A 26880-nucleotide genomic window follows, 5' to 3' on the forward strand; every position below is an offset into this window, starting at 1 on the left:
TTCGATTCGACGTAAGCAGCACAAACCGTTCGACCAGTGATTCACCAACGCACTACCGGTGAACACCAAACACACGGCGTGCAAATCCACTTGATCGTAGATCAACGAGACGAATGCCAATACGCTATCTTGTGTCGAAGACACTATCGATGTCGCCAGCCTCAGGGCCACGTTCACTAGATCACGTTGAGCAGGACCATGGAAACGATACGAATCAGAAAACGTGAACGCCCTGTCATTCGTGTCTTCGTAAGCTCAACGTTCTCGGATTTTCGATTCGAACGCAATGCCTTGCACCGTTATGTCTTCACCGAGTTGGAACGACGGTGCCTTGGAGAAGGTTTTCATTTTCAGGCGATCGATTTGCGATGGGGTGTTTCCACGGAAGCGGGCCTTGATCATCGAACAATGAAAATCTGCTTTGAGGAAGTACGGCGTTCGCAGTACGTATCGCCCCAGCCTAATTTTCTCATCCTATTGGGCAACCGCTACGGCTGGCGCCCGCTGCCCGAAGAGATTTCGGAGCAAGAATTCGACCTCTTGGTTGCTGCGGCGCAATCCGTCCACGAGCAGGGAAGTGTAAGTCCCAGCATCCACGGTAAGTCGCCGGAGCAGATTCTCCGAGATTGGTACCGATGTGATCACAATGTTCTGATCAGAAGTCCCCACGAAAACCACTCCGATCGCACGACGCTCAACTACATCCTGCAATCGCGCAGGCAGGACCTCGGTGACGGGCGGGATTACACGCAAACGTCGGCGAAGCCGCCGACCGACACGAACGACTGGTGCGATGTCCAAGAGATGTTGTGGGCAATCATCAATGCCGCGTTTCCACCCACGCAGCTCGCAAAACGGTTTCTCGACATGGACTGGCAGCATCATCTTTCAGAGGTCCATGATCCGCAAAGTCCGAAACGCGCGGTGCCTCAGATCGTTCGGTTCCAAGGTTCCGCAACGGAACAGGAGATCTGGGCGGGAGCGTTTTCAGTTCCCAATGCCGGCGAGCATGTTATCGCGTTGTTTCGAGAGTTTGACAGTTGTGACATTCGCTATGGCCGAAGCCGAGCCAAAGATTTCTTTGATCTCACGCGCGAAGGTGATATCGACTCTGATGCGTCTGCGGCTCAGCAGGCATTGAAGACAGCACTCCGCGAACGTCTCGGGCAAGACGCGATTGTGAACTTACCCACTTCGATTTTGACGCATGCAGCAAATGGCCCAGCCGTCGCCGACGGTACCAAACATGGCATGAGGGCTTTCTGTGACAAATTGGTCAACGACACGCTGTGGCCAATCATTCAGCAACAGATGGACGATTGGAAGGAATCTGCCCACCGAGTCGCCAGCACATCGCAGTCCGACAGCCCGTTGACGGCGTCCGATACGCCCGTTGGTAAGATCTCTCCAGAACGCGAGTTGGAGATTGAGCGAGAAGAACACAGGCGGATCGCAGAGCACCATACAGCCAACTTCGTTGGCCGAAATGAGCCGGATGGTCCACTCCAGAAGATAGCCGAGTATCTGCAGAGTGATTCGAAACAGCCTTTTGTACTTTACGGGGACTCTGGTTGCGGAAAAACGGCCTTGATGGCGAAGGCATTTCAAGTAGTGCCACCGAATCAAAGCCACATCATCCGTTTTCTTGGCGTGACTCCCCAGTCATCAGATTTGCGATCTTTGCTTACCAATCTATGCCTTGAGCTTCGCCAAGATCATCCGTTGGATGCACCTGTCCCCCAGGAAGTTGCTGAATTGCAGCGGGAGTTCCGGCAACATCTTGTGGCCGCGTCGGATGCCTGCCGATCAATCATCCTTTTTCTGGACGGGCTCGACCAATTGGAAGATTGCGATTCCGGCTTGCAACTCAATTGGCTTCCTGGTGGGCCCACGAACCTTTTGCCCCAGCAAGTCAAGGTCGTCGTATCCTGCTTAGCCGATCGAGCCGAGGATGATCCGGCCGGACAGCCCTTCGCGATACTCAACCATCGAGGGCTGATCAACAAGGATATGTACCGGCTTGGACCGCTTTTGATCGAACAGGCAAAGAGATTGTTCTTTGATGTGTGGCTGCGAGATGCAGGACGAACGCTGGATGGGAATCGTGACTACCAGACAACTCAGCGCAATCAAATCGAGAGCCGACTGACGGCGAACGAGAATTCTCTTCACCCTCTATTTCTGAAGTTCCTGTTCGAGGATGTCCGGCTGTGGCGTTCCTACGACGATCGAAACAGCGACTTGCCGGATACTGTTGATGCGTTGCTAGAACAATTCTTTGCACGTCTTAGTCTGAAAGTGAACCACGGACCATTATTGGTGCGTCGCGTGCTAGCTTATCTCGCCGCCGCGCGACGGGGCCTTCGTGAAGCAGAGATACTTGAGGTGCTATTTAAGGATCGAGAGTTTCGTCGCGCCCTGCTTCGGAAGAGCCTTGCCACTGGACATCGAATGCATCGCCGGCCTAAACGCATTCCCATTGCGATTTGGGCTCGACTCCGTTTTGACTTGAACCCGTTTCTGACAGAACGTTTAGCACCGGGGGCGAGTGTCCTCACATGGTATCACCGGCAGGTCGCCGATTGGGTTGATGCAGAAGTAGGACGAGAATCCGATTCGAGCCATGGTGCGAGTGATCAACGAGCATTCCACCTGACGCTGGCGGATTACTTTGGGACGGGCAAATTCGTCAGTGATTCCAATGATTGCAAACAATCGCAACGACAAACCTCAACCGAGATTTCTAGTCTGACTCGCGGGATGGACGAGATCGCATGGCAATTAACCCATGCAGAGTGCTGGCTCAAATTAGAATGCCTACTTCGACACCCAGGATTTATCGAGTGCAAAAGGAACTGCGGGTTATCGTACGACTTGCTGCATGACTACGAACGTGCATTGGCGAGTTGGGGCGGTAACTCAAATGGCCAAAAGAACATCGCTGACTGGTCTTCATTTCTTCACAGATTCCTTGGCGATCTCCGCAACGCAAGACAATCGGTGTATCAGCTGGCTCACAACAGTGCAGACTCGGGCTCTGTCGTAGAATCCGTTGAGCGGCTTCTCGAAGAGGGTAAATGGCCGAACGAGCCTTGGGTGCGATTACTGAATCGACCTTCGTTGCTACAGTCCGCCGCCTGCATGACCACAGCGTTCTACCCAAGAATCGACGCCGCAAGTGTAGACTCGACCGGGCGTTTCATGCTGATGGCAGGTCGAGATGATTCGATTCGAAGGGCGGACCTCCACACAGGCGAAGTCCTCGATGTTGTCGAATTGGAGATCAAGGGCCATCTCGTGCGCCTTTCAATGACTCCAGATGGAGCGAAGGCAATCATCGTTGCTGCCTACTTTGCATGGATTTGGGATTTTACGGACAACCATCTTGAGCGTGTCGTTGGCACATTTGATGGTAGATTGTCGTCTGTTTCGATCGAAGATTCGGGACGCTTCGCGATCGCGGGAGATCTCGACGGGACGCTCTATTGGATTGATGTCAGCAGTCGGATCATCATAAACAAGTGCTCCGCACATAGCGATGTCACGACCCTCGCACTTTCTCCTGATGGGGCGAGCTTGATCACCGGAGGTGGAGACGACTGCCTCGTCAAGCTTTGGTCGACTGGATCATTGCACTGCGTTTCAGAACTCAGCGGTCATGAAAGTCCCGTATTTGCATCCTGTGTTACCCCGGACGGCAATTGGGCAGCGACTGGCAGCAAAGATGGATCCGTCCGTGTTTGGGACTTGCGTGAACCGAAGTGTCAAGCAGAACTGCGAATTCACAACAGCACGGTAAACGGATTGGCGATCACGTCTGACGGACAAACAGTGATTTCCGGTGGATTCGACAAGAGAATTTGCGTCTGGGATGTTGCCACCAAGGAATGTACGGGTGAATCAGAATCCCATTCGCGGGCAATTACCAATCTCTTTTTGTGCGATGACCAAAAGCGTTTGATTTCGACTTCATGGGATGGCGCGGTGAAAGTCTGGAGCACCGAGGATCTTCGCAACGTCAAGGCGAGTCGTGACGTCTATCAGGTCACCTCCATGGCAAAACTAACCGACCACTTCATCGCTGTCGGTGATACCGAAGGCCGGGTAAAACTGGTGGATGTCTCTTCACGGAAATCAAGGCTTTCGATTAACGCGCATGACGGATCGGTCTTGGCGCTCGGGGTTCAGCCTCATACCGGTCATTTAGTCTCGTTGGGAAAAGACAAGAACATCTCCGTTTGGAATCCCGATACCGGTACCAATATCACGACTTTTGGCAAAGATCTGTTCGAGCAAGCAGACCAGTGTCCTGTGAGTCTCGATTGCATCACGGATGGGGCAGGCGTTCTTTGTGGAAGCCTCGAAGGTGTCGTCATTGGCTGGAATGTCGAGGCAGCAACGCCAGCCAGCGTTTGGAGAACGCCACCATTGGACCTGCTTGGCTTTACCGCGACGTTTGCTTGCCGTGACGCGCAGGACGAAGACGTTTTTTTCTCGCGGCGTCCAAGCGGAGCCAACTCGGTCGATTGCATCGCGGCTTTGCCAGATGGTTGGCGAGCGGCTACCGCAGGGCCCGACGGTCGGATCACCCTTTGGAACGTGTTCAACGGCGAATCACTCGACACCATGCGTGTCGCCAATGGAAGGCTCTTTTCACTTGCCGTGTCGCCAGACGGTCAATGGATTGCGGCGGCCAATCGAAACTCCGTCTCCATTATCCGAGTCGATCACAACGCTGAACCAGAGTTCCTCGGAATCCATGATGGTATCTGTCGCTGCATCGTTTTTCGTAATGATCAAAGGTGGATTGCTTCCTGCGGCGATGACGGCTACCTGAATCTGCTGTCGATGAATGCTCAGTGTGCCGAATCAGGGTTCTCGCACACGGTGAGTTACCGAACCAATCAAGGCACGCCGAGGGCGGTTGTCTTCGCGGACGAGCTTGTCCTTGGGACGACAAACGGACTGGAGTTCCTGAAGCTCGAGGGAGTCCCTGAAGCAGAACCGGCTCTCCTCACACCGACCGTCCGTTGGCGAGCCAATGAGCGTGGCGGATTCGGAAGCTGGGATCGCCGTCTAACCGTTCGCTGCCCCCATTGTGGCACCATCATGCAGGTGCAAGAAGGAAACACCGAAGTCCGATGCGGCTGTGGTCAGCCGATGCGGTTGAATCCATTCTATTGCGACAACCGCACTCGCATTCTTGGCCAATAGACGCGGCCCCAGGGCCTTGAGGGAGCGTCGCGGGGTCGGGCATCGTGTTCGGTGTTCAGCTTGAGGATTGTTTCAATCTACTCCGCTGTCAATCACCTAGCAGCCGATTGCTTGACTGCGCCCACCGCCAGAAAGTGATTCACCGCAACGTCACACCCGACCATTTGATTCAACGAAAATATGACAAAGTGGTCAAACTCTGTGATCTGATGTTGGCCAAGGCGCTCGAAGGCACTCAGGCGAGACAAGTCACTTCGCCCGGTCAGCTGATCGGTAACGTTGTTCGACAAGTGACCTGTGTTTTCATGATTTTTGCCGAAGCTTGTCATTTCCCTTTCACGGATGCGGCGAGTCAGACGGAAGCGACGTTTGGTTTGGCGACTGCGATGCTCGTCCACCGCACAGGAATGCCGGCGACCGTTCTGAAGTGCTTGCAAAGCCCGCTACCAACTCGCACCAGACTGAGGGCTCCCAACCGAGTCGCTAAAAAGAGCGAAGCGCTTCGCATGGTGGTGTTATCAAACGCTCGGTGGTGTCATAGACCCTGAGCCGCTGGCCGTCAGGCCACGGGTTTTACGCTCTGAAATGGATGCTCGATGCGTGCAAGACCCGTCCGCTGACGCGTCGCGGCTCAGGGCGTTCGGTAGCGTCATCGCTTAGATACGTCGAGCTGCTGGGGATTCGATGCAGATTCACGCTTAATACGGTGATTCCGCCGCGTTCTATGCGGGACGCTCTCCAAAAGGAGTGGTGCGAGATGTGACGTCCAAGAGGAGGTGACTGAGGCCGGAGTGCCATCTACGGCATGCCGGGCAACTCGATGATGCTCCGAATCTCCGTTGTGCCACGTCGGGTACCGGGAATGCTGGCCGCCACCCTGATCGCCTCGTCGAGACTGGCAACGTCGATCAGGAAATAGCCCGCCAATTGTTCTTTTGTTTCCGCGTACGGTCCGTCTGATACAGTGCGTTGCCCGTCGCGAACTCGAACGCAAGTCGCTGTGGAAGCAGGATGCAATGGCGCTGCACCTAAATAGTGGCCTTGTTTGTCCAGTTCGTGACACAACTGAACTGACTCGTCGCGAGCGACTGCCAGTTCGTCCGGCGGCCAGACTCCCTCTTCGGAATAGATCAATAGGATGTACTTCATCTTGCTCTCGTTTCCTGTGCTATTGCATTGAGTGCAGGCCGACCATGTTGCCTTCGGTGTCATTCACCAAAGCAATGAAACCATACTGGCCAATCGACATTTTCGGTTTGCAAATTTTGCCGCCAGCCGCTTCCACGCGCGATGCCTCGTTCGCGCAGTCGTCGCACGCAAAGTAGACGAGCGTGCCCATCCCGCCGGACGGACAATCCTTCATCTTTGCCAATGCGCCCGAGGCGCCACCGGCTTCCATGTTCATGGGAAACGCCTGCATTTCGAGTTCAGGATCCGGCGAATCGAGTTGCGTCAGCTCAACTTGGAGGACCGTTTCGTAGAATTTCTTTGCACGTTCCATGTCTTGAACATAAATTTCAAACCAGACAACGGGGTTGCGAGTCATCATCAATCTCCGGCTAAGGGGTTACTTGGGATAGAATCAAGCCTGTCATCCATTGCCCAAGGGGCGGGCTGCTCAAGGCATCAGGAAAGAAGCTACGCGGGCGTTTCTGTATCGCGCGGCATCTCGTGTTCGACAAGATGTGCCAATTGGATGAGAGACTCTTGCCAGCCGAGATAGCACATTTCAGCGGGGATGAACTCGGGGAGTCCCTCGTGCAAAATCTCCAGTTCGGTACCACAGCTTACCGTTCGCAATGTGATCGTCTTGGTCATATCGGCCGCCCAACCCGGGTCATCGAATTTGTCGGCCACGCGAATGCGTTGATGGGGAACGAGATCGACGAACTTGCTTTCAAAGCTGTGACTATGGCCATTCTCAAAGTTGGTGAATGTCATGTGGTAGCTGCCGCCAACTCGGGCGTCAAATCGGTCAATTTTTCCGAGAAAACCGTACGGCGGCAGCCACCGGCACAAGGCATCGGCATCTAGAAATGCCTTGTAGACACGTTCGGCAGGGGCACGCAGCACGCGATGCAGGTGGACGATGCTCGATGAATCAGTCATGGTACGGTTCTCCAGTTTGTTAACGGCTGTTTGATGGATAGTCGAACGGGGAGCCGTGGGTTCGACATCGATTTCCAATCTTTTCCACCTCCATCACTGCTTCTGTCAGTGTGTTTGAGTCAATTCCATCGACCGGTTGTCCCTCAAGGGGGCATTCAGGGAACGGGAAGTGACGGCAGAGGCATGTTTGGGCAAAAAATTGTTTGGGCAAAAAAATGGCGGCATACGCAAACGCGGTTGAACTTGCGGATTCTTCTATAGAGCGAATGACAACGTGTTACATAACGTTTGGTGTTGACATTGTTTTTTCAGTCCATGTTTTTTTTCCATGCATTGCAATCAAAGTGAGCCTCAGGCGCTAGCCGTGGGCGGGCACCACAGTGGGCGGGCACCACAGTGGGCGGGCACCACAATCCGCCTGAGGCCCACGGCCAACGCCTGAGGCTCACTGGGGGCCGGCAGTAGGGACGTCGATGGCGATCACGACACCGACTGCAAGATCGATGGAATTGGGGCGATATCGCTGAAGTCTGAGTTCGTCAAGAAAGCCTGATGTCCCCGCATGTTCGTCGTGGTGTTGTGTAATACTTTGCCAGCTGTCTCCGTCCAATACCCAGCTTGTTTGAAACACTGCGGCATTGAAACCGTCCCTGGACGCACTTGACGGATGTCGAAACTCGCGTAATCAGGTCATCGCACACAATGGATAGGACATTGGATCTCTCGGCACGATAAACCAAAGTTGAGTTGATCAGTGATCTTCGTTTTGCAACTCGTCAAAGGCGTTCTGGAGTTGTTGACGTGCAGTGCGTATGTCGTCCGATTTGATGTCCACGAGTGGCTGTGCCGGTGGCTCCCATAGTTCGACCACCGGGCGGAATTCTCCGATGTCGTTCAAGATGTAATCTTGGCTTCGTAGGTGCCTTGCGTTTTGATGCTGAACATGAACCCATGCTCTCTGATTACCAGGGTTGCCAAGCAGCTGAGGCAAGAAGCTACGGCCATGGATTCCCTCGCTCGGAAGTGGCGCGCCGGACAACTCGCAAAGCGTGGGAAGCAAGTCCGAAAAATCGACCATGTCCTTACAGATTGTTCCTGCGGGGATATGACCGGGCCAACGCACGATCAAGGGAACATGAGTGCCTCGATCGGTCATCGTACCCTTGCCGCCTTGGATTGCTTTTTCGTCGCCCCATAGGTTGGTCAGGTCTCGGTCGGTGCCATTGTCTGCCAAGAAGAAGACAACAGTGCGATCGGCAACGCCCTGGTCCTGCAATGTTCTCAGGAGCCGACCAACACATTTGTCCAGGTACTGCACCATGTCGGGAAAGTACTTGGGGTCGCCTTTGTGTTCATTGTGCGGTTTGCGATAGCTCTGGTCTTCTGAGTCCGGCGTTGGCTCCCACGGGAAGTGCGGCAGCGGGGTCGCGAAGTACGCGAGAAACGGCGTATGCTGCCTGACGCTCGCCTGGATGAACTCCATTAGAAATTCGACATCCACGTCGGGGCCATATCGATCATGAACCTCCTCGGCAACGACCGAACCGTTTCGATTAGTGTGCGGTTGCCAGTACCGTCGCGTCTTGTTGCCCTGGCTGTCGAAAATCTGCCAGACTTGATACTGATCAAACCCGAACGCGTTGACGGTGTTGTGTTGATGCAGCAACGACATGTGCCACTTGCCAGCGATGCCGGTGGCATAACCCTGCGTCTTCAACTGACGAGCAAAACTAGGTTGGGCAGGCGACAGAAAAATGTTCTCTTGCCGCCGACTGTGAAGCACATCCGTCAGTCCGTTCTTGAAGGGGTAGCGTCCCGTCAAGAGGCTCGCTCGCGAGGGTGAACAGAAGGGGTTGGAAAAACAATGGGTGAATCGCATCCCTTGGTCCGCAAGATCGTCGATGTTAGGCGTCGCATGCTTCCCCCCATAAGCCGAAAGGCACTCGATGCCCATGTCATCCGCAAGGATAACAAGGATGTTTGGCTTCGTTGCAAGACCCGACGCTGGAGTATGAGTTGAAGCATCTGGTTCTGAAACACGGACCACTCGCACCGCATCGGCGATCACGTACCCATCGGTCCCCTCAGTGCTGATTTGGACAACGGCAGGCTGTTGACTCGAAAACGCAAATCGCCCCAGGGAGTGCCAACCACCGTTGGTGGGCTTGCGTTTCTGATCGACAACGACTTTGGATTCTCCGTTGGCATGATGGATCACAACAGGAACGTTCCAGGCCCGGTTGCGATACGGAGTGTAAGCGATATCGACGTCGTACAGGCCCGTTTTCAAACCGGTCCATTCAAAGCGAATCTTCTTGTCACCTTTGCCACTATCGTTGTCGTGCAAATACGACTCACCGACGTACCCGTCGCCAAAAGTGCTTTCGATCCATTCTCCGGTGAGCACCGCGTCGGTATCGTCCAAAATGCTTCCATCAATCTTAGGCGAATCAACCTTTGGCAAATCAATTTTGGGTGGATCCTTTGCGGCTGGAGACTTCTGGCTCCACTGGACGATCAGATTGCTTGCGTCCAGGTGCGGGCGAAGATCGGCGTACTGGACTTCCTGAACGGAAATGTCCATCTTGATTGCGATACTCGCAGCGATCGCTGCGCTTTCGCTCAGCGTCATGAACACAGGTTCCATGCGAATGGAACCGTGGGCCACGTGCGACGTCGACAGGCAGATCGGAGAGAATAGGTTTTCACATTCGCCGATGCGAGGAACAATCGATCGGTAGGAAATGCCATACGGTTTCGGTGGCACATGCCAGATCACACCGTCGTGACGCACAAAGCCCTTTTCGTTGACAAAGAATTGCACGACATGGGAGTCCATCCCGAACGAGCCCAACCCTACTGGATCATTTGCCTGGCGTTTAGCCTCGCAGTCCGCTTGCGTCATCACGTAGTCGGCGATCATGCGACGCGCTTCACGAATGTAGATCATGTAGGGCCAGCCAGCGTTGACCGTGAACTCGTCCTTGGGCAAACCGTATTGGGCAACTTTGGTCCGGATTTTTTCTGGCACGCGAGGACTATTGGCTAACGTCCACAGAAACCCGCGAATGTAAAGTTCATGTGCCGCTTCAATCTCGCGACGCTTATCGTAGGAGGCTTCTGGATAATCCCAGTTGACACCGTCAAGGTCGCTGCCGACGGCATGCATGTTGTTCCAGTCGACTTTCGAAGCCGAGCCCGCCAAAGGATCGATCAAGGCGGGTAAGCGAGAGTCACCAGCCTCGAAGTTTCGCAGCAGAAGTTCGTGATCGATGGCTTGATAGCCGGCCGGCTTTTCGATGGGAATTCGTAGATTCGGATCTGTCGTCAAGCACAGGCGGTAGTTGTACGCTTGAATCTTGCGATCGCCTTGACCGTTCGCAAGACCATCAATCTTGTGCACACGCGGCAGCAATCCGCTATCGGGCTTTCCGGGAACGATGTAGGGATCGACATCGACAATGAAATGATCCTTGTTGCCTTGCCGGTAGTGCAAACGTGGCTGTGTGTCTCCGCGTCGCACGCCTGCCAGGCTTTCACCGTACTTCTCTTCCGGCTCGCGTCCGACGGTGTAGCTCACCCCTGCCGCCGCCATCAAGTCACCAACGTAAGTCGCGTCGATGAACATCTTTCCTCGATAGGTCCGACCGTCCAAGGTGGTGATCGAGACGATACGATGACCTTCCATTTTGACGCCTGACTCACGATTCAATTTTGCATCGAAGACGACAGGAACGCCCGCTTGCTTGATCAGCCTATCGAATACTGATTGACCCACGTGTGCTTCAAAGCTGCGTACAAATTCCTGGCCGTAGTGTTTGGCAATCTCGTCGTAGAATTCTGACGCAATTCCACCAAACGTATCTCTTCGACCCAGAAAGTCTGTTGCACCAAGCCCGCTGGAACTCATGCCACCGAGGAAGTGTGTCGGATTGATCAGGATCACCGAACGGCCTTGACGCTTCGCCGAGATCGCTGCCGTGACGGCGCCAGACGAGTCTCCGTATACGACGATGTCGTAATGAGGGGCTTCGTCTGCCGGTTCCGCATGTACGGATCGTTGAAACGCAGGCGGCATCAAAGCAAAAAACACCAGAACGCTGAGTGCTATTGGCTGGCCATACCATCGAGCAGGATTGAGGTTGTACATTGGGATCGTCTCATTATCCGCGCAGTACGCGAATCACCTGATTGTTCTGGATAACAAAATTCAAACGGTCGACATTGATGGCCATACCGGGAGGCATGGAGATTCCATCCTGCCGAATGATGCGCCAGATGAGCTTGCGTTCTTTTGCCAGTTCTGATGCTTTCTCTGTTTTCAGGCCGATGAAATCGACATCTTCGGCGTGCGAAGTAGGTTTCTCGGGCTGTGCGATTCGGCCGATGGCAATGTTACTGATGACCTCGCGTTCGCCACTCAGAAATCCCATACACTCACCTTCCGTATCGACCATGAAGGTTTCAAAGTAGGTGACCGAAAGCGGGTGTTTGCGCCACGGTGCTTCGTCACCCCGTAGAGACACGTAGGCTTCTGGATAAGTGTGCCGCAGGACGAACCCGACCAATCCGGAGCAATCGCAGTTCACTTGGCCTTTGGCTTCGTCGATTTGTGTCGTGTGTTGATAGCCAGTCTTCGTCAGCGACCCAAGCAACGCTTCCATCCGATTGGCAAAACGCGTGTGAGGGGGTGCGTTGGAATCGAACAGCTCGTCGCCATTGAATGGATACGCTGACGCAAAGACGAACAGCAGACAAGCGACGCAAAGTTTCAATTTTGTCACGGTGTTGCGTTATTCAGTCTATGTAGTGGCATGTCCGACGTGGCAAAAGTCCCCGTCATGTGATCCGGGAAGCGAAGTTCAAAATGGACGATTGCATTGGAAATTCCGCGAACATAACTACGGGAATCGATATCGGCTGGTTGTAGGCTTCCCGTTTTGGTGCGAGGAATATCCTACTCGGGTACCTTGGTCGAAGGTACCCTTAAGGCAGATCACGCTGTTCGGGCGGGTCCCTGGGATGGACGACTGTTCCAGTTTTCTCAGCTCTGCCGAGGGACGTGTAGTAACTAACCGATGCACGTCGGGGATTCTTGCCCGAGAGATCGCGTACGCGCAAGAGTGCCCATCCTACGGTGATGAGCGCGATTTCAGTTGCCACTCGCCAAGTATCGCAATGGGGATGATTCCCGCAGGCTCATTGCGTCTTGCCCTTGGCCACCATCTTGCCCCAACTGTCTCTCAAGGGGACGATCCGATTGAATACGATCGAGTCGGCTGCCTCGCTATCGGGGTCCACGACGTAGTATCCCAGGCGTTCGAACTGAACGCGATCTCCGATGGCGGACTCTGCCAGTGCCGGCTCGGCCAAGCCGGTGATCTCCGACAGCGAGTCCGGGTTGATGTGATCCAAAAAGGACTGGCCTTCGTCGGTCACATCGGGATTCTCGACGTTGAACAAGCGGTCATAGTTACGGACGGTGATCGGGACCGCGTGTTCGGCACTGACCCAGTGAATCGTTCCTTTGACCTTGCGGCCTGACTTATCCTCGCCGCTCTTGGTCTCGGGATCGTAAGTGCACAGGATCTCGGTGACATTGCCCTCGGCGTCTTTGACACAATCATGGCAATCGATGATGTAACCGGCGCGGAGGCGAACGTCGCCGCCCTTTTTCAAGCGGAAGAATTTTCGAGGAGCTTCTTCTTGGAAATCTTCTTTTTCGATCCACAGTGTTCCGCTGAAGGGGATCTCACGTGAACCCGCTTCGGGGTCTTCTGGGTTGTTCGTTGCCGACATCATCTCGACTTGACCCTCAGGCCAATTGGTGATCGTCAGTTTGATCGGATCCAGAACCGCCATGCGGCGTGGGGCGACAGCGTTGAGGTGTTCGCGGATGGCGTTTTCCAAACGGACGACGTCGATCGTGCTGTTGAACTTTGCCACGCCGATGTCGGCGCAAAAATTGCGGATCGACTCGGGCGTGTAGCCCCGGCGACGCAAGCCGCTGATGGTGGGCATGCGGGGATCGTCCCATCCGTTGACGTGATTCTCTTTGACCAGTTGCAGCAACTTTCGTTTGCTCATCACGGTGTAGGTCAAGTTCAGCCGGGCAAACTCGATTTGACGCGGGTGATGGATGCCCAGCGATTTGCAATACCAATCGTAGAGCGGACGATGGTTTTCGAACTCCAGTGTGCAGATCGAGAACGTGATTCCCTCGATCGAATCGCTTTGTCCGTGCGCCCAGTCGTACATCGGGTAGAGGCACCATTTGTCACCGGTGCGGTGATGGTGAGCCCGCATGATGCGATACATCACCGGGTCACGCAGATTGATGTTGGGGGACGCCATGTCGATCTTGGCCCTCAGGGTACGCGCCCCGTCGGCAAACTCGCCCGCTTTCATGCGGCGAAACAGATCCAGGTTTTCCTCCGGCGAGCGTTTGCGATAGGGGCTGTCCTTTCCCGGTTCGGTCAAGCTGCCGCGATAGGTTCGCGTCTCTTCGCTGCTCAAGTCACAGACATAGGCGTGTCCCTCCGTGATCAGCTTTTCGGCCCAAGTATAGAGTTGGTCAAAGTAGTCGCTGGCATAGTGCAGATTGTCCCACTGAAACCCCAGCCAACGCACGTCGTCCATGATCGATTCGACGTATTCGGTCTCCTCTTTGGACGGATTGGTATCGTCGAAGCGTAGATTGCATGTTCCGTCGTACTGATTGGCCAAGCCGAAGTTCAAGCAGATGCTTTTGGCGTGCCCGATGTGCAAGTACCCGTTGGGTTCCGGTGGAAACCGTGTGAACACGCCGCTCGCCTTGCCTGCGGCCAAGTCCGCATCGATCGCCTGGGTGATGAAGTGCTTGGAGCGTGACTCATCGGATTCGTTGGGCTCGGTAGAGGCGTCGGTCATGGCGATGGCTTGTGGATGGCTTGGGAAATCAGGTCGTGGTTGATTTGGAAATGCTGTGGGAATATCGAGAACGTTTTCCCCGAGAGACCCCTGTCGGCGGTTCCGGGTTCGTCCGTGATCCGGGTGTCGATTTTTCTGCTACCGCAGAGATACGAAAAACTCGATTTCGATCATAGGGGGGATTGTTCGGTCAAGGTCCGCCTAGTGGTCTGTTACATCTTAATTTTAGGGTAGTGGATCTTGTTAAAGATCCTGCAGTGGTGGGATCTTTGACAAGATCCACTACGGCCAACCCTAACTCTTAGGCGTCCCAGACAACTAGCCGCCCGAACCGCTCACACGGGAGAGGCTTCGCTGGTCAGCAACTGGTCGACTTCGTTGCTGACGATGACGCCGTAATTGATCGCACCGAGCCAGCCGCTCATGATGATCCCGACGCTACCGGCGTGAAACATGCCGCCGACTTGCTGGGGCAGTTCTCGGCTGACCCCCAGGCCTTCGAATTTGGTGCCAAAGCTGGCGCCCATTTCGTGTTGGGTGTAGTGGTGAAAGGTCTTCGGCGTGGCGGCTTCGGCATGATCGATTTTGTCACGCACGCCTGGGATGTAGCGTTCCAGCGCATCGATGGTGGTCTCCACCAAATCCTGCTTGCTGGCCAAATAGTCGGCTTCGTTCAAATCCGCCCAGTCGGACCAGTTCGCGTTGGTGCTGCTGACGATCGCGTAACGTTCCTTGGTTTTCCACGGTCGAGTTCTGGGGTAATAAAAACTGAAGGTGCGACTGGTGATGTCGCGGCTGAGCAGCAGTTCGGTGCGGAAATCCTCGGCGGTGCTGGTAAAGAATAGATCTCCACTGCTCTCGTCGATTTCTTCGCCCTCTTTGAGCGCCATGTAGACTTGCGTGCTGCTGTTGTTCAGCCGCACGTCCTTGGCCCGTTGGATAAAATCGCGGTCCAGTTTTTCTTCGCCCAGCATCTTGAGGACGGTCGTCTTGAGATTGGCGTTGCTGACGATCGCTCGTGTACGGATCTTGCGACCGCCGACGTGAACGGCACTGACGCGTCCGTCGACCAAGTCGATCTTTTCGACCGGGCAGTTGATGCGAATGTCGACACCGTTGGACTCCAATTCCCTGGTCATCCGTTTGACCAAATCATCTGTGCCGCCCTCGTAGATGTAGACGCCTTTGCTCATGAAATTGCTGAACACGATTCCATAAGTGATTGCCGGGTCCTCCAACGTTGATCCGTTGGCGTAAGTGATGGGCTCCATCAGCAATCGCACGATGTCGTTACGACCGGGAAAGAATCGATCAAACAGTTGTCCCGTCGTGGTGGTTTGATCGTCATAGAAATTCATGCCACGCGCGGTGTCAAAGAATTCCTGAACAGTCTCACTCGGCTGCCCGAATCGCTCGACCAACAGACGCGTGAAATCTTCGCGGTCGAACGTGGTGGTCAGTGAAAATTGCGGGTTGTCGAACCGAATGTTTTTTAGTTGGACGATCCGATCGGCGATGTCACGATTCCAGTACCGACGGCAGGACTTGACCATCCCATGAGGAAACCCGTGCAGTGAGATGTCAAAGGTGTGACCACCGGGGCGCAAGAACCATGTGGCCAATCCACCGAGTTTGTAGTGCTGTTCCAGCAGCAGCACGCGATGTCCGGCACGGCCCAAGATATTCGCGGAGGTCATGCCGGCCAAACCGCTGCCGATCACCACGACATCATATTCGTCCTGAGCACCTTTCAAGAAATCACGTGGCATGTTTGTTCGAGCTTTGGGGGGAGAGGGTGAGTTGCTGGGTGGTGGGAGGGGACTCGTAGGGCTCGGCACAAAAGTTTGTCCTTCTGAAAGTGACTCAGCCAAACACCTTGAGAGTCCGTTCCCGACGTGGTTTTGTACGTTAGTGATTCTGCCCCCTCTCCCCCAGCCCCTCTCCCCCAAATCCTGGCTCGCTTAGGCTCGCCAGGATCTGGGGGAGAGGGGAGCCATTTTTTGTTTGGATGATGACACTGGGTGTTAGAGGGGGCCGATGTCGGGTTGCAGTTCTGCAAAAACACCGATTTGGTCGCCTTTGGGTAAGCCGCCACCGTACAGCAACAAGCCGTTTTCGCCAACGATCCATCTTTCGTCGACCAGTCGCAGTGACTCCGTTTTATCGGCAAAAACCGTGTCTTGACCAATCGAAAGGCTCATTCGGTCATTGGATTTTAGAAACAGATCCGTGTGTTCCCCCGGCAAGACCGTGCCCACCCGCTTGGTCCCCCGCTCTGATCGGACCAGGGTGGTGATTTTCCAGCGATCATCTCGGGGGTCCTTGAGGATTCGCACGGTGGCGAGCGACTCGCCGGGCTCCAAATCAACGGCGGCATACCAACTCGGCCCGGTAGTGTTCTCCGGCCACAGGCTGCTGTAGGCGATTCGGTATCGACCGGATGGGGGCACGCGGACGCGAAATCGATAGGTCAGCGGATCATCGCTGGGGACACGGACCGCGGCGATTTGATCGTTGGACGATGATGCGAGATAGCCGGTTTCGGCTCGCAAGCGTTGCAACTCCGTCGTCGCTGTTCTGAGCCGCATTTGGGTCACGAGGTAGGCTGCGACCAACGCGACCACTGCCATGCACAGCATGAGTTCGCGAAGCGTGAACTGGCTCTCGGTTCGACGCGTGTTCTCATCTGGGCGTTCCGACTCCACCGGATCGCCCTGACTCATCGCGGCTCATCCAACGCGTCGATCATGCGTTGGACACGAAACAGGTCGATGCCGGGCGGTTCGTGGTCCAGCAGCCATTGCAGGTCCTCCAACGCTCGACTGGTACGCTGTGTCATTGCCCTGAGTTGGGCTCGCATCATACGATAGTCCGCCGCGTCTGGATTGACGTGTACGATCGCTTCGATGTACCGCAGCATTGACTCGACGTCTTCGCTGCGGGTCGCGATGCCCATCAAGTTACTCAGCACACGCGTCAAGATCTCCGTGTCGGTCTGTGCGCGCAGGTCATCCTCTTGCAAGTCACGTCGTGCAAACTGTCGGACCATGTTGCGGGCGTCGTCGCGTGAAAGCAATTCGCCGCCATCAAAGACATCGATGAGTTGTTGGTCGTCACCGCTGACGTGCGCGGCGACGAAATGCCCGGGAAGCCCGATGCCTTGGATGTCTAATCCCAATCGTCTGCCCAAGTCCATGTAGAGGATCGACAGCGTGATCGGCAGACCTTCGCGATCATCGATCACGCGATTGAGATGGCTATTGGCGACGTGATAGTATTCGGCACGACCACCGTGAAAACCGTTTTCGACGAACAGATAGCGATCCAATGCTTGACGTTTCGCTTCATCATCAGCGTCCTCCGCCAATTCACCGCGAATCTCTCCGGCCATCGATTCAAATTGCTGTTGATAGGCGTCGATGTCGATCTCGGGGTTGTCGAGCTTTGCGATCACCAAGGTTGCGCGAACCAAGCGGTCGGGGTCCTCGCTTTGCAGGACGGCAGACAACTGATCGAGTGTCTTTTCCTGCTGGACGTCTCCTGCCAATTTCTCCAACGCCTCCGCGTTTCGTCGCAATTCGGCTGCACGTTGTCTGAGGGTGCGATTGACCGCATCACTGGCTTGAGCCAATTGCGCCAGTTGCTCACTGTCAGGCGTCACGGCTGGTTGAATCGGTGGCGAAATGTCGGCGAGCATTCGCAGCGTTTCATCCGCGATCGGCGCGTCGCTCAGGTCGGTTCCGATCCGGAAAGCTTTGAAATCCGGCTCAGTGCCGCGAAACTTGGCCAAGCCCACGCGGCCACTGGTCAACTGCTGATCGGCCGACTGGATGACCAACGCGTCGTTGACGTAGCACTCGATTCGTTCATCGGCGAGTCGAACACGCAATCGGTTCCACTGACCGGGGACAAAGTCAGACGATTCGACTTCATCGAGAATCTCCCAGGAATAAACCGATGGGCCTTTGAAACACGTCAAACGCAGCTTTCCCGCTGAGGGATAGAACCCGTAGTGCTTGTCTTGGCCGTCACTGTGGAACACGAGTCCCGCGGCGCCGGACGGATCATTCAATCGTACATCCACGGCGATTTCGAGCGGTCGCTGATCGGTGTCTTCGTTGCGGATCACCAGAGCGCGGCCGCCAAATCCTGCTCCTTGGCCACGCGCCGAAATCATGCCGCCGCGTTGCACCCATTGGGCCCCCATCAGCGGCATCCAAACACTTGGGTCGATCGTCCCCATTCGGACCCAGCGGTCGATCGTGATCGGGTTGGTGGATTGCATCAAATCGCGTAAACGCTCGACGGGGATCGCGAAACCGAGGTTGTCATCGATGGCGGATTTCATGTTCACGATGCCAACGACCGATCCGTCGAACTTGACCAGGGGGCCGCCGCTGTTGCCCGGTTGCGTGGGCATGGCCAATTGCAAATACGGTTGTCCGTCGATTTCACGAACCGCAGACACGATGCCTTCCACGACGCTGTCGCGTAGTCCCAGCGGATTGCCGAACGCCAGCACTCGCGTTCCTTGATCGGCCATCGGCTCGGTGGAAAGCGTCAACGCGGGCAGTGGATCTTTTCCGGGTCGAACGCGGATGATGGCCAGATCGGCGTTTCGATCCGAGGCTTCCACCGCGATGACTTGCAGTTTCTCACCGGTCTTGGTGGAGTCCTCTGCGTAACGTTCAACCGTGAACGCGCGTCCTTCCCCGATGACGTGCGAGTTGGTGGCGATCAGGCCGTCGGAATCGATCACAAAGCCGGCACCGATTCCCCGCTGATCACGGTCACGGCCTTCCACTCGGATCGTCACCATGGATGGGCGAATCGAATCGCTGACGGGACGAATCGCGGGGGCAACGTCGGCATCGGAATCAACCGTCTTGCCTGGCAGGTCGGCCGCATCCTGTGACAACGCATGGTTGTGGACGGACGAAAAAAACACAAACGCAAACAACAGCAAAAGGATGCTGCGGCGGCGGGGCGAGTGGTGAGACAACGCGGATACTCCGGCGGGCGGCAAAATGACCAGCATGCTGGTGGGCGACGATAAAGTCAACGAAATCTTTAAACGTGTGTTTTCGGGGCACTTTTGCTCCTGCTGCGAGGACGAAATAATTTCCCAACCCGACGCGTCAGCGAGGGATACTCGGTAAATCCCTCGCTCACGCGTTGGGTTATGGTTCAATCAACAGGCCCGATTCCGTCGGGCGTGTTCCAATAACCGCCGCGGGAATGATCGAACCGCAATTTGTTGCCGCGTGCCGACTCATCAAATCCTTCGTCGACATCGTAGACCTTGTGTCCACCGACCCAAGTGCCGATGGGCCAACCGGTCAGTGTTTCGCCGCTCCAGGGGCTCCATTTTGATTTGGTGTGCTGACTCTCGTCGGTGATCATTTTCTTGCGATTCATGTCCACCAGCACGAGGTCTGCATCATATCCGGTCTCAATGCGTCCTTTGCCGACAATCCCCCAAACCCGTGCCGGAGCGTCGCACATCCACGAGGCCACTTGGGGCAACTTGCAGCGTCCCGCGGCGACCTGATTGAGCATCAGCGCCAAAGAATTCTCCACTGCGGGCAAACCGGACGGGCTGTTGGGATAGGGTTGTGCTTTCTCCTCCAATGTGTGAGGTGCGTGATCGGTCGCGATCACTTGGATGGTCCCGTCGAGCAGCGCGTCAAACAGTTTTCGAGTGTCCTGCTCGGTTTTGATCGAAGGATTCATTTGGATGCGGCTGCCCAAACGGGCGTAGTCACCGACATGAAAGAATATGTGGTGCAGGCAGATCTCTGCCGTCAGATAGGGTGACGGGTCGGCGAGGAACTGCAGCTCGGCGGCCGTGGAAACATGCAATACGTGAAAGCGATGTTGATGCCGTCGAGCCAGTTCGGTCGCGCGTCGAGTTGCGACGATGGCGGCTTGCTCGTCACGAATGTTGGAGTGGTCTCGGATGTCCGTTGTGCCGGCCAAACGTTCTGCATTGGCTCGCACCGTCGTTTCGTCTTCGCAATGTGCACAGATCGGCAGAGTGGTTTCGGCGAAGATCCGCTCGAGGGCTTCTTGCTCATCGACGAGCAGATTGCCGGTACTGCTGCCGATGAAGATCTTGATCCCCGGCACGTCGGTTGCTTTGTTGAGTTCGGCAACGTTATCGGGCGTGGCACCGATGTAGAAGCCATAGTTCACCAGTGACTTCGACGCCGCGAGGGCTTCTTTGGCCCGGACTCCGTCCACCGTGATCGCGGGCGGTTTGGTGTTGGGCATTTCCAGAAAGGATGTCACGCCGCCGGCGGCGCACGCGTGGCTGGCCGTCGACAGGTCTTCTTTGTGCGTCAGTCCGGGTTCGCGAAAGTGAACTTGATCGTCAACAACACCGGGCATCAGGTGCAGGCCTGAGCAATCCACCACATGATCCGCTGCTGCGTTGTCGCTGGCGTCGATATCAATGATCACGCCTTGCTCGACCAAAACCGATCCCTCACGAACGGAGTCCGGCAAGACGATGTTGGCGTTGCGAAAAAGTGTTCGTGACATGGCGGGACTTTCGGTGATTCGGGGACAAAAGTGGACCAGATCACTAGGCTTGACCATCTGCCATGCCTCGTCAATCCCCGGCAAGAATGCCCCGTACGTCAGCCTTTCCAGGCGGACTTTGTCTCGGGGTTGGAGAGCTTCGCGTCTCGGGGAACGTGAAACGTATTGTTGCTGCATATGACCGTGAAGCGGTCACAGACGGTAGCCGGCGATGGAGCGCAGCGATCATCGCCGGTTCATTCTTCACGTTCCGAGAGACGCGGCTGGGTGTGAATGTCAGGCTAGTGCATCGTCCGGTCTTGATTTTGGGGTTAGCCGTTTTGGCGTTAGCCACGGTTGTGTCACGAAAACCGTGGCTAACGCCAAAACGGCTCATCTACCGAACCCACGTTCTAAGACTGGACGATGCACTAGAAAGCCTGACGTACGTCTTACCAACGGTGGCGGGCTCTTTGTTTGGCTGTGACTCGGATGCCGAACATTTGTTCGTAGCGTGCGGTCTCGTTGATGATGTCCACGGTGGCGTCTTGGTTTTCGAATCGAAACCGCTCCACCGGCGGCGGATCGATCGGTCGGACCGAGTAGAGTTCGATCAGAGAGATCATGTTGCTGGAGTTGTTCGATGGGGCCTTGTCAGCGGTTTGATGCTTTGGCGGCGCGACGGGCTTTTCACTGAAGAACTCGATACGCACCGGCAGGCCTTTGCCGAACCCTGTTTGCGGGTCATCCGTCTTGGCAATCGCGACGTTGACACGCGCGGGGTACAGATCGGGCAAACGATCGCCGCCACTGGATTGGAGGATTTCCTCTCGTCGGCTGGGTTTGAGAGTCCCGGTCAGCACATAGAGTGGCTGTGATTGCAATTGTGCGAGACCAAGTTTCAGCACATAGTCGTCTTCCAATCGTCCCAGCATCTCGGTCCATCCGCCGACCTTTGTCCTGGGAGAAAGCACTATGGGGCGTTCGGTCGCGTGCTGAGCATCCACCACTGGACTTTGCGCGCGTGAAAGTCGGGCGCCTTCCTCCAGCCATCCGACATCGACTCGGTTCAGTTGGATTTGGTCGGCAATCTGAGTGCGTGTCCAGGCAAGTCGTCCGTCGCTGATTTGTTGCAAGGTGTGTTTGCCTTGGCCGTCCAACATGGTCATTTGTAACTGAAAACGTCCGCTGCCCCCGCCTGCTTGTTCATAAGTTCCCAGCCCGACGATGGTCCGTCCCTCGGTGCGCACGCGTTGACGAACACGGGCGTCAAATGCCGCGCCGTTGGCGATGCGGTCGATCACTTGATGCAGCACCGAGAGGGCTTGCGGCTGACTGGCTGGATCGAGCGTGGGGGCGGGCAGGGTCGCGTAAGAGCCCGGGGCGGGAGGTGGTTGCCGGATTTCTGATGTCGCGTTTTGTGCGCGGGTGGATTTTTGTTCAACGACTGCAAACGCGAAAAACAGCGTGATTGCGAGCATCCATGCGAGTTTCACGCTCGGGAAACGTGAAAACGGAATGTGCCGATCGGTCTTCATGGCGCGGTTGTAACGATTTTTTCAAAGATGCGAGCGTGATTATGCCGATGACACCCTCGGAGCCGGTCTACTGAGCGTGCGGCGGATGGTAGTTACCAACCGTTGTCCAAGTCCAGGCAGATCCTGTTCAGGCAGAACCTGCTGCCAACCCATCCATGACCACCAACTTCAGCCTCGCGGGACGAAACCCGCAACCGAGCGGCTCGATCGGGACTCACTCGATCTGACCGACGGAACCACCCAAGGAACGGGGGAAAAGATGAAACGATTCGTCACTCATTTGTCGCTGTTGGCGGCCGGGGCGATGCTCGCCACCGGTTGTGTGCCGACTCGTCATAACTTGCCACCAGAGCAACATCTGATGGAACCCGGTCCAGGCGTCGGAGGCCCCGGCCCAGGCGTGTTGGGACCACCACCGTACGCATCGGCGCCGTCGCCAGCGTCGGGAATGTCACTGGCCAAGGTCGATCTGCCTGACTCGGTCGATCTGGCCGAAGTCGAAGAAGGCTCGATCGCACAGGTCGGTTTCTTGCAAGGCATCGGCGGCAGTTGCGGTGACGGTTGCACGTCATGCGGCGGCGGTGGATGCTCGTCAGACAGCGGCATGATTCCGCCCGGCGGCGGAGTCTTGGCATCCGGCCCGATGGCGGGCTACGGTGTGCCGTCTGCTGTTCAAGTGACTTTTGGACGCCCCGAAGGCATGCAGGTACGATACGACCAAAGTGGCGCCGGGATGTTTGACAGCGAGCCGTTGATCGTGCCCGCCCGTCAAAACTTTCCCCAAGGCGGACTGTTTCGCATCAAAGTGACCAACATCCCCGGTCGCGAAGGTGTCGAACTGTATCCGACCATTGAGTTGGCACACGCCAATCCACGCACGGGTGCTTACTTGGCACACAACTCGATCCCGTTGCAATTCGACGAAGAAGACTTTGACCAAGTGGTCACGGGCAACTTTGTCACCAAAGTCATCTATCTGCCGGATCCGGATTTCCAAGGTCCCGCTCTCGCCGGTATCGATACTTTGGTCAGCACGCGATTGGATCCAGGCGTCGACCCGATCGTCGAAGCCGACCGTCGCGGTTCGATCTTGGCCATCATCCGTGTGGGTGACAAAGACATCGAGATGCCCGGATCAGGTGGCATCGGCGGCGGAGCTTACATGCCTCCGATCGCCGGACTGCCCGCTCCGTTCGCTCCGGCGTCAACGGAAGGCTGCGGTCACCCAGGTGCCTGTGCTCCACTGCCGCCGCAATTGCCCGGAATGGTTGCTGGTGTCACGGCACCCCAATACGGAATGCCCATGTCGGGAACTCCGATCGGATTGCCCGGACCGCCACACATCCCACTGGGACACCCAGCCGGCTTGACCAAGCACGTCATGCGAAATCACACGCCGATGAACATCCCGCGGCCTGTCGATAACATCAAGATGAACGTGCGTCATCAACCAGGATACAGCTACCCCAACCCGGTGAGCCGCATTCACGTCACCGAACAGAACATCCACCCCGGTGTTCCCAACGGGCGTCCGCTGTACATGCATCAAAGCCAGTCTGTCGACCCGAACTGCCAACCCTAGTTCGGATCCATTCAGAGCTGAAGCACATGGACGCAAGCGAGTCACTTTCGGCTTGCTTGCGTCTTTTGCCATCACGGCACCTCCTTTCTTACCGCTCACTGCCGACCAGCACGACCGGATGGACCGCTCATCATGAGATCGACCAGTCAAACGATCAATCGTTCACCAAGGCACTCGATGGCTTTCCGAGTGAGCATCAAGCTGTTCGGCTTGACCACGCTCGCGATGTCCTGCTTGTCGTTCAGTTTGCAGGCGCCGGCTGCCGAGCCGTCCGACTATCTGCCTCAGGCCAATCACCATCGCTTGTACAACCAAGCGTTGCCGCCGGGAGCCGTCTGGTCCAGTCCGGCCGCCACCCAAGTCGCGCCGGCGTACTTTCAACCCGTCGCGTTCAACGGTCCCGTTGGTACCCAGTTTGACTTGCCCATGGCTGGCGCGTTCGGTCAACCCCAGTCCGACCTGATGGCCGGTCTGATCGTCGGTGCCGTCTATCGCTTTCGCATCACAGGTATTCCTGGCTCCGAAGGCGCAGAGCTTTATCCAACGGTCGAGCTGATCGGACGAACGTATCCGCCGCCGGGTCTGGCCACCAGCTTTCCCATTCCGATCAACCTGGATGAAAGCGACATGCGAGAAGCGTTGGAGGGCAAACTGGTCACACGCGTGATCTACTTGGAAGACCCTCAAACCGCTGCACCGCTTGCCGAACCGAGCACCTCGGCCCGTGCGATCGACATTCCCGATTATGAAGATCCGATGGCCGTCGCAGACCGTTTCGGTCGTCCGATCGCGATTGTCCGCATCGGTTCGGTCTCGCCACCAACCGCTCCTGAACTACTGCCCCAGTTCATGTTCGGCTCGCCACCGTATGCTCCCATTTTCAAACCACAGCCGCAGTCCAACTGAGCAATCGATGATTCAACAAACTCTTTTTCGACTGGCGACCGCCAGCGTGTTGGTCGTGTTCGCTTTGCTGACTGCACTGCTGACTGCACTGCTGACCGGCTGTGCACCCGCTCACGTTCGCCCACCCGGAGCCCTGCCCATTCCCCGTGATGGCCAAACTCCGCAAATGCAATCGGTTCCACTGTCGGCCCCCGGCGGTCAATACCCGATGATGCAGCCGGGCGCCGGCTATCCAACGATGCAACGCGGTGGCAACCCACAGATGCAACAGGTTGGCTATCCACCAATGCAACAGGGCGGTAACCCTGCATTCCAACAAGGTGGATATCGACAATCGCCCCATCCGTATTCGTCCAGCCGCGTCGAAATGCCTGGGAACGTCCCAACGGCTCCGGCCATGATGCAGGGTCAAGCCGAATCGGCGGTCGCGCAAGTCGGATTCGTGGATCGATTGCCCGGCGGTTGCGGTACACCGGCCTGTGGATGCAACGCCTGTGGATCCCCGGCATGTGGATCCCCGGCATGTGGATCCCCGGCATGTGGAGGCGGCGCGTGTGAATCATCATGCAATGAAACGCCATTCGGCTACATGATGCCACCGATGGGCGACACCAATCGCTACGGAACCGATCCACAAGAGTTCTTGTGTGACGGTGGCGACCGCGATGCGCACGCGCGCGTGCTGCGTAATGGCGAGATCGGCGGCTTGGATCCTCAAGACACCGTGGTGCACTACGTCACGGACGCCGGCGACACCAAAATTCAACCCAGCACGCGCGCGTGCGTGTACGCTCCACGGTTTTCTGCCGTCCGACAAGTCACCGGAGCCCTCTCCGGCGAACGAGCACAAGGTGCCGCGGGAATCGAACGCCCCGTCGGTCCCACCGGCATTGGTTTCAATCAGCCCAGCCTGACCATGCGGGACACCGACGAACTCGTCCACGCCAACGTCACCAAACGCGTCGACGCGATGCGAGATCGCAATCGTGGCGTGCCGGTCGAAGGCATCCAGCAGGTCGAGTTGGCCGAAGATGCGTTGGAGGTCCTGGCAACTCTGGACCGTATCGCACTGGACCAACTCAACGAAACCCAGTTGGCATTACTACAACGATCCAGTCTCGCCGCTCAAACGTGGATGATCCGCGATGCAGTGGAAGTCATGATCGAAAGCGTGCAGCCACCGGTCTTAATCCGCGATGCAAAGCTCGAGTCGTTTGTCGAGTATGACTTCCCCGATGCCGGTCGCCTGCGAATCCTCAAGATGGCCGACCGCTCGCATGCTCAACAGGGCGAAGAAGTCTCGTTCGTCATTCGCGTCGACAACGTCGGTGACAGCGCGGTCAACGAAGTCGTGATTGCGGACAATTTGGTGACCCGTTTGGAATACGTCGCGGATTCACAAACCTGCGACCGCGACGCCCAGTTTGAGGTCCAACAGAACGATGCCGGCTCGTTGCGTTTGAAATGGTTGCTTTCCGAACCGCTCGCTGTGGGCGAAGGTGCAGTGATCGAATTCAAGTGCAAGGTACGATAAACTGTACCTCAGTCTCCCGTACGTCAGCCTTTCTAGGCTGACATACCCCCCAAAAACCTCCAGAACCGTTCCGAAAACAGCAGACGAAAGCAGACAACCGCGGCTAACGCTGGACTGCTCAAAACGTTGGTCTTGACATTATTTTTTCAGTCCATGTTTTTGTTCCATGCATCGCAATCAAAGTGAGCCTCAGGCGCTAGCCGTGGGCCAGCACCACAATCCGCCTCAGGCGCTAGCCCGGATTATTCATCAGCCGGCACACGATAGCGTCCGGTTCCCGATTACAGGCGTGAGAATCGGACGCTATCGCGTGGCGGCTGATATGCGAAGACTGTAGTCAGTGGCATGAATAATCCGGGCTAGCCGTGGGCCGGCACCACAATCCGCCTCAGGCCCACGGCTAGCGCCTGAGGCTCACTTGGGGCCACCAGCTGCGCCGGGAGAGGTGACAGAAACTTGCGCAAACCCAAAAAGAAACAACACCAAACTTTGAGCAGTTCAGGCTAACGCCCATGCGGCTAATGGTTTTCGGCTAGACCCTTATTCATTTCCCACCATGTCAGGCT

General features: G+C 56.2%; 16 protein-coding genes and 1 pseudogene. 6 read left to right on the forward strand and 11 right to left on the reverse strand.

The genetic code is table 11. The features are described 5' to 3' along the window. Positions 1 to 198: 198 nt before the first annotated feature. Positions 199 to 5214, forward strand: a complete 5016-nt coding sequence (locus tag Pla52nx_RS00765; protein WP_146517663.1) for a beta-propeller domain-containing protein — start codon at positions 199 to 201, stop codon at positions 5212 to 5214. A 164-nt stretch (positions 5215 to 5378) separates the two neighbouring features. Continuing rightward, the gene (locus tag Pla52nx_RS00770) at positions 5379 to 5762 is read left to right on the forward strand and encodes a hypothetical protein (protein WP_146517664.1); all 384 of its coding nucleotides are present in this window, start codon (positions 5379 to 5381) and stop codon (positions 5760 to 5762) included. A gap of 250 nt (positions 5763 to 6012) precedes the next feature. Here Pla52nx_RS00770 and Pla52nx_RS00775 read toward each other — a convergent pair whose 3' ends face one another. The 3 genes from Pla52nx_RS00775 to Pla52nx_RS00785 form a co-directional block, all read right to left on the reverse strand. Beyond that, positions 6013 to 6363: a YciI family protein gene (locus Pla52nx_RS00775; protein ID WP_146517665.1), complete on the reverse strand. Its 351-nt coding sequence runs from the start codon at positions 6361 to 6363 to the stop codon at positions 6013 to 6015. Positions 6364 to 6382: 19 nt separating this feature from the next. After that, positions 6383 to 6760 carry a VOC family protein gene (locus Pla52nx_RS00780; protein WP_146517666.1) on the reverse strand — a complete coding sequence of 126 codons (378 nt, stop codon included), beginning with the start codon at positions 6758 to 6760 and terminating at the stop codon, positions 6383 to 6385. Between the two features lie 92 nt (positions 6761 to 6852). Next, positions 6853 to 7323: an SRPBCC family protein gene (locus tag Pla52nx_RS00785; protein WP_146517667.1), complete on the reverse strand. Its 471-nt coding sequence runs from the start codon at positions 7321 to 7323 to the stop codon at positions 6853 to 6855. Positions 7324 to 7786: 463 nt separating this feature from the next. Here Pla52nx_RS00785 and Pla52nx_RS00790 point away from each other — a divergent pair. Beyond that, a pseudogene (locus Pla52nx_RS00790) lies at positions 7787 to 7876 on the forward strand (PhnA domain-containing protein); the annotation flags it as partial. Between the two features lie 198 nt (positions 7877 to 8074). On the opposite strand, the gene Pla52nx_RS00795 reads toward Pla52nx_RS00790, so the two are convergent. The 8 genes from Pla52nx_RS00795 to Pla52nx_RS00830 all read right to left on the reverse strand — a co-directional run bounded on the left by Pla52nx_RS00795 (position 8075) and on the right by Pla52nx_RS00830 (position 22292). Beyond that, complete coding sequence (locus Pla52nx_RS00795; RefSeq protein ID WP_146517668.1) at positions 8075 to 11473, reverse strand: FAD-dependent oxidoreductase; 3399 nt, start codon at positions 11471 to 11473, stop codon at positions 8075 to 8077. A 13-nt stretch (positions 11474 to 11486) separates the two neighbouring features. Continuing rightward, on the reverse strand, positions 11487 to 12107 hold the full coding sequence (locus tag Pla52nx_RS00800; protein ID WP_146517669.1) for a hypothetical protein: 621 nt from the start codon (positions 12105 to 12107) through the stop codon (positions 11487 to 11489). A 415-nt stretch (positions 12108 to 12522) separates the two neighbouring features. Further along, positions 12523 to 14232 carry a glutamine--tRNA ligase/YqeY domain fusion protein gene (locus Pla52nx_RS00805; RefSeq protein ID WP_146517670.1) on the reverse strand — a complete coding sequence of 570 codons (1710 nt, stop codon included), beginning with the start codon at positions 14230 to 14232 and terminating at the stop codon, positions 12523 to 12525. A 335-nt stretch (positions 14233 to 14567) separates the two neighbouring features. Further along, positions 14568 to 16001 (reverse strand): phytoene desaturase family protein, encoded by a 1434-nt coding sequence (locus tag Pla52nx_RS00810; RefSeq protein ID WP_146517671.1) that lies wholly within the window; start codon positions 15999 to 16001, stop codon positions 14568 to 14570. Positions 16002 to 16256: 255 nt separating this feature from the next. Further along, positions 16257 to 16955, reverse strand: coding sequence for a pilus assembly FimT family protein (locus Pla52nx_RS00815; RefSeq protein WP_146517672.1), 699 nt, complete (start codon positions 16953 to 16955; stop codon positions 16257 to 16259). Continuing rightward, positions 16952 to 19270: a tetratricopeptide repeat protein gene (locus Pla52nx_RS00820; protein ID WP_231741541.1), complete on the reverse strand. Its 2319-nt coding sequence runs from the start codon at positions 19268 to 19270 to the stop codon at positions 16952 to 16954. The genes Pla52nx_RS00815 and Pla52nx_RS00820 overlap by 4 nt, the downstream gene beginning before the upstream one ends. 149 nt (positions 19271 to 19419) lie before the next feature. Further along, the gene (locus Pla52nx_RS00825; protein WP_146517674.1) at positions 19420 to 20775 is read right to left on the reverse strand and encodes a dihydroorotase; all 1356 of its coding nucleotides are present in this window, start codon (positions 20773 to 20775) and stop codon (positions 19420 to 19422) included. Positions 20776 to 21206: 431 nt separating this feature from the next. Beyond that, positions 21207 to 22292, reverse strand: a complete 1086-nt coding sequence (locus Pla52nx_RS00830; RefSeq protein WP_146517675.1) for a hypothetical protein — start codon at positions 22290 to 22292, stop codon at positions 21207 to 21209. A 259-nt stretch (positions 22293 to 22551) separates the two neighbouring features. Here Pla52nx_RS00830 and Pla52nx_RS00835 point away from each other — a divergent pair, with 259 nt between their 5' ends. The 3 genes from Pla52nx_RS00835 (at position 22552) to Pla52nx_RS00845 (ending at position 26314) form a co-directional block, all read left to right on the forward strand. Beyond that, positions 22552 to 23874: a hypothetical protein gene (locus tag Pla52nx_RS00835; protein ID WP_146517676.1), complete on the forward strand. Its 1323-nt coding sequence runs from the start codon at positions 22552 to 22554 to the stop codon at positions 23872 to 23874. A gap of 132 nt (positions 23875 to 24006) precedes the next feature. Then, positions 24007 to 24780: a hypothetical protein gene (locus Pla52nx_RS00840; protein ID WP_231741544.1), complete on the forward strand. Its 774-nt coding sequence runs from the start codon at positions 24007 to 24009 to the stop codon at positions 24778 to 24780. A gap of 7 nt (positions 24781 to 24787) precedes the next feature. Beyond that, the gene (locus Pla52nx_RS00845) at positions 24788 to 26314 is read left to right on the forward strand and encodes a DUF11 domain-containing protein (RefSeq protein WP_197454144.1); all 1527 of its coding nucleotides are present in this window, start codon (positions 24788 to 24790) and stop codon (positions 26312 to 26314) included. The last annotated feature ends 566 nt before the right edge of the window (positions 26315 to 26880 follow it).

The organism is Stieleria varia (assembly GCF_038443385.1).
GTDB classification, from domain to species: Bacteria; Planctomycetota; Planctomycetia; order Pirellulales; family Pirellulaceae; genus Stieleria; species Stieleria varia.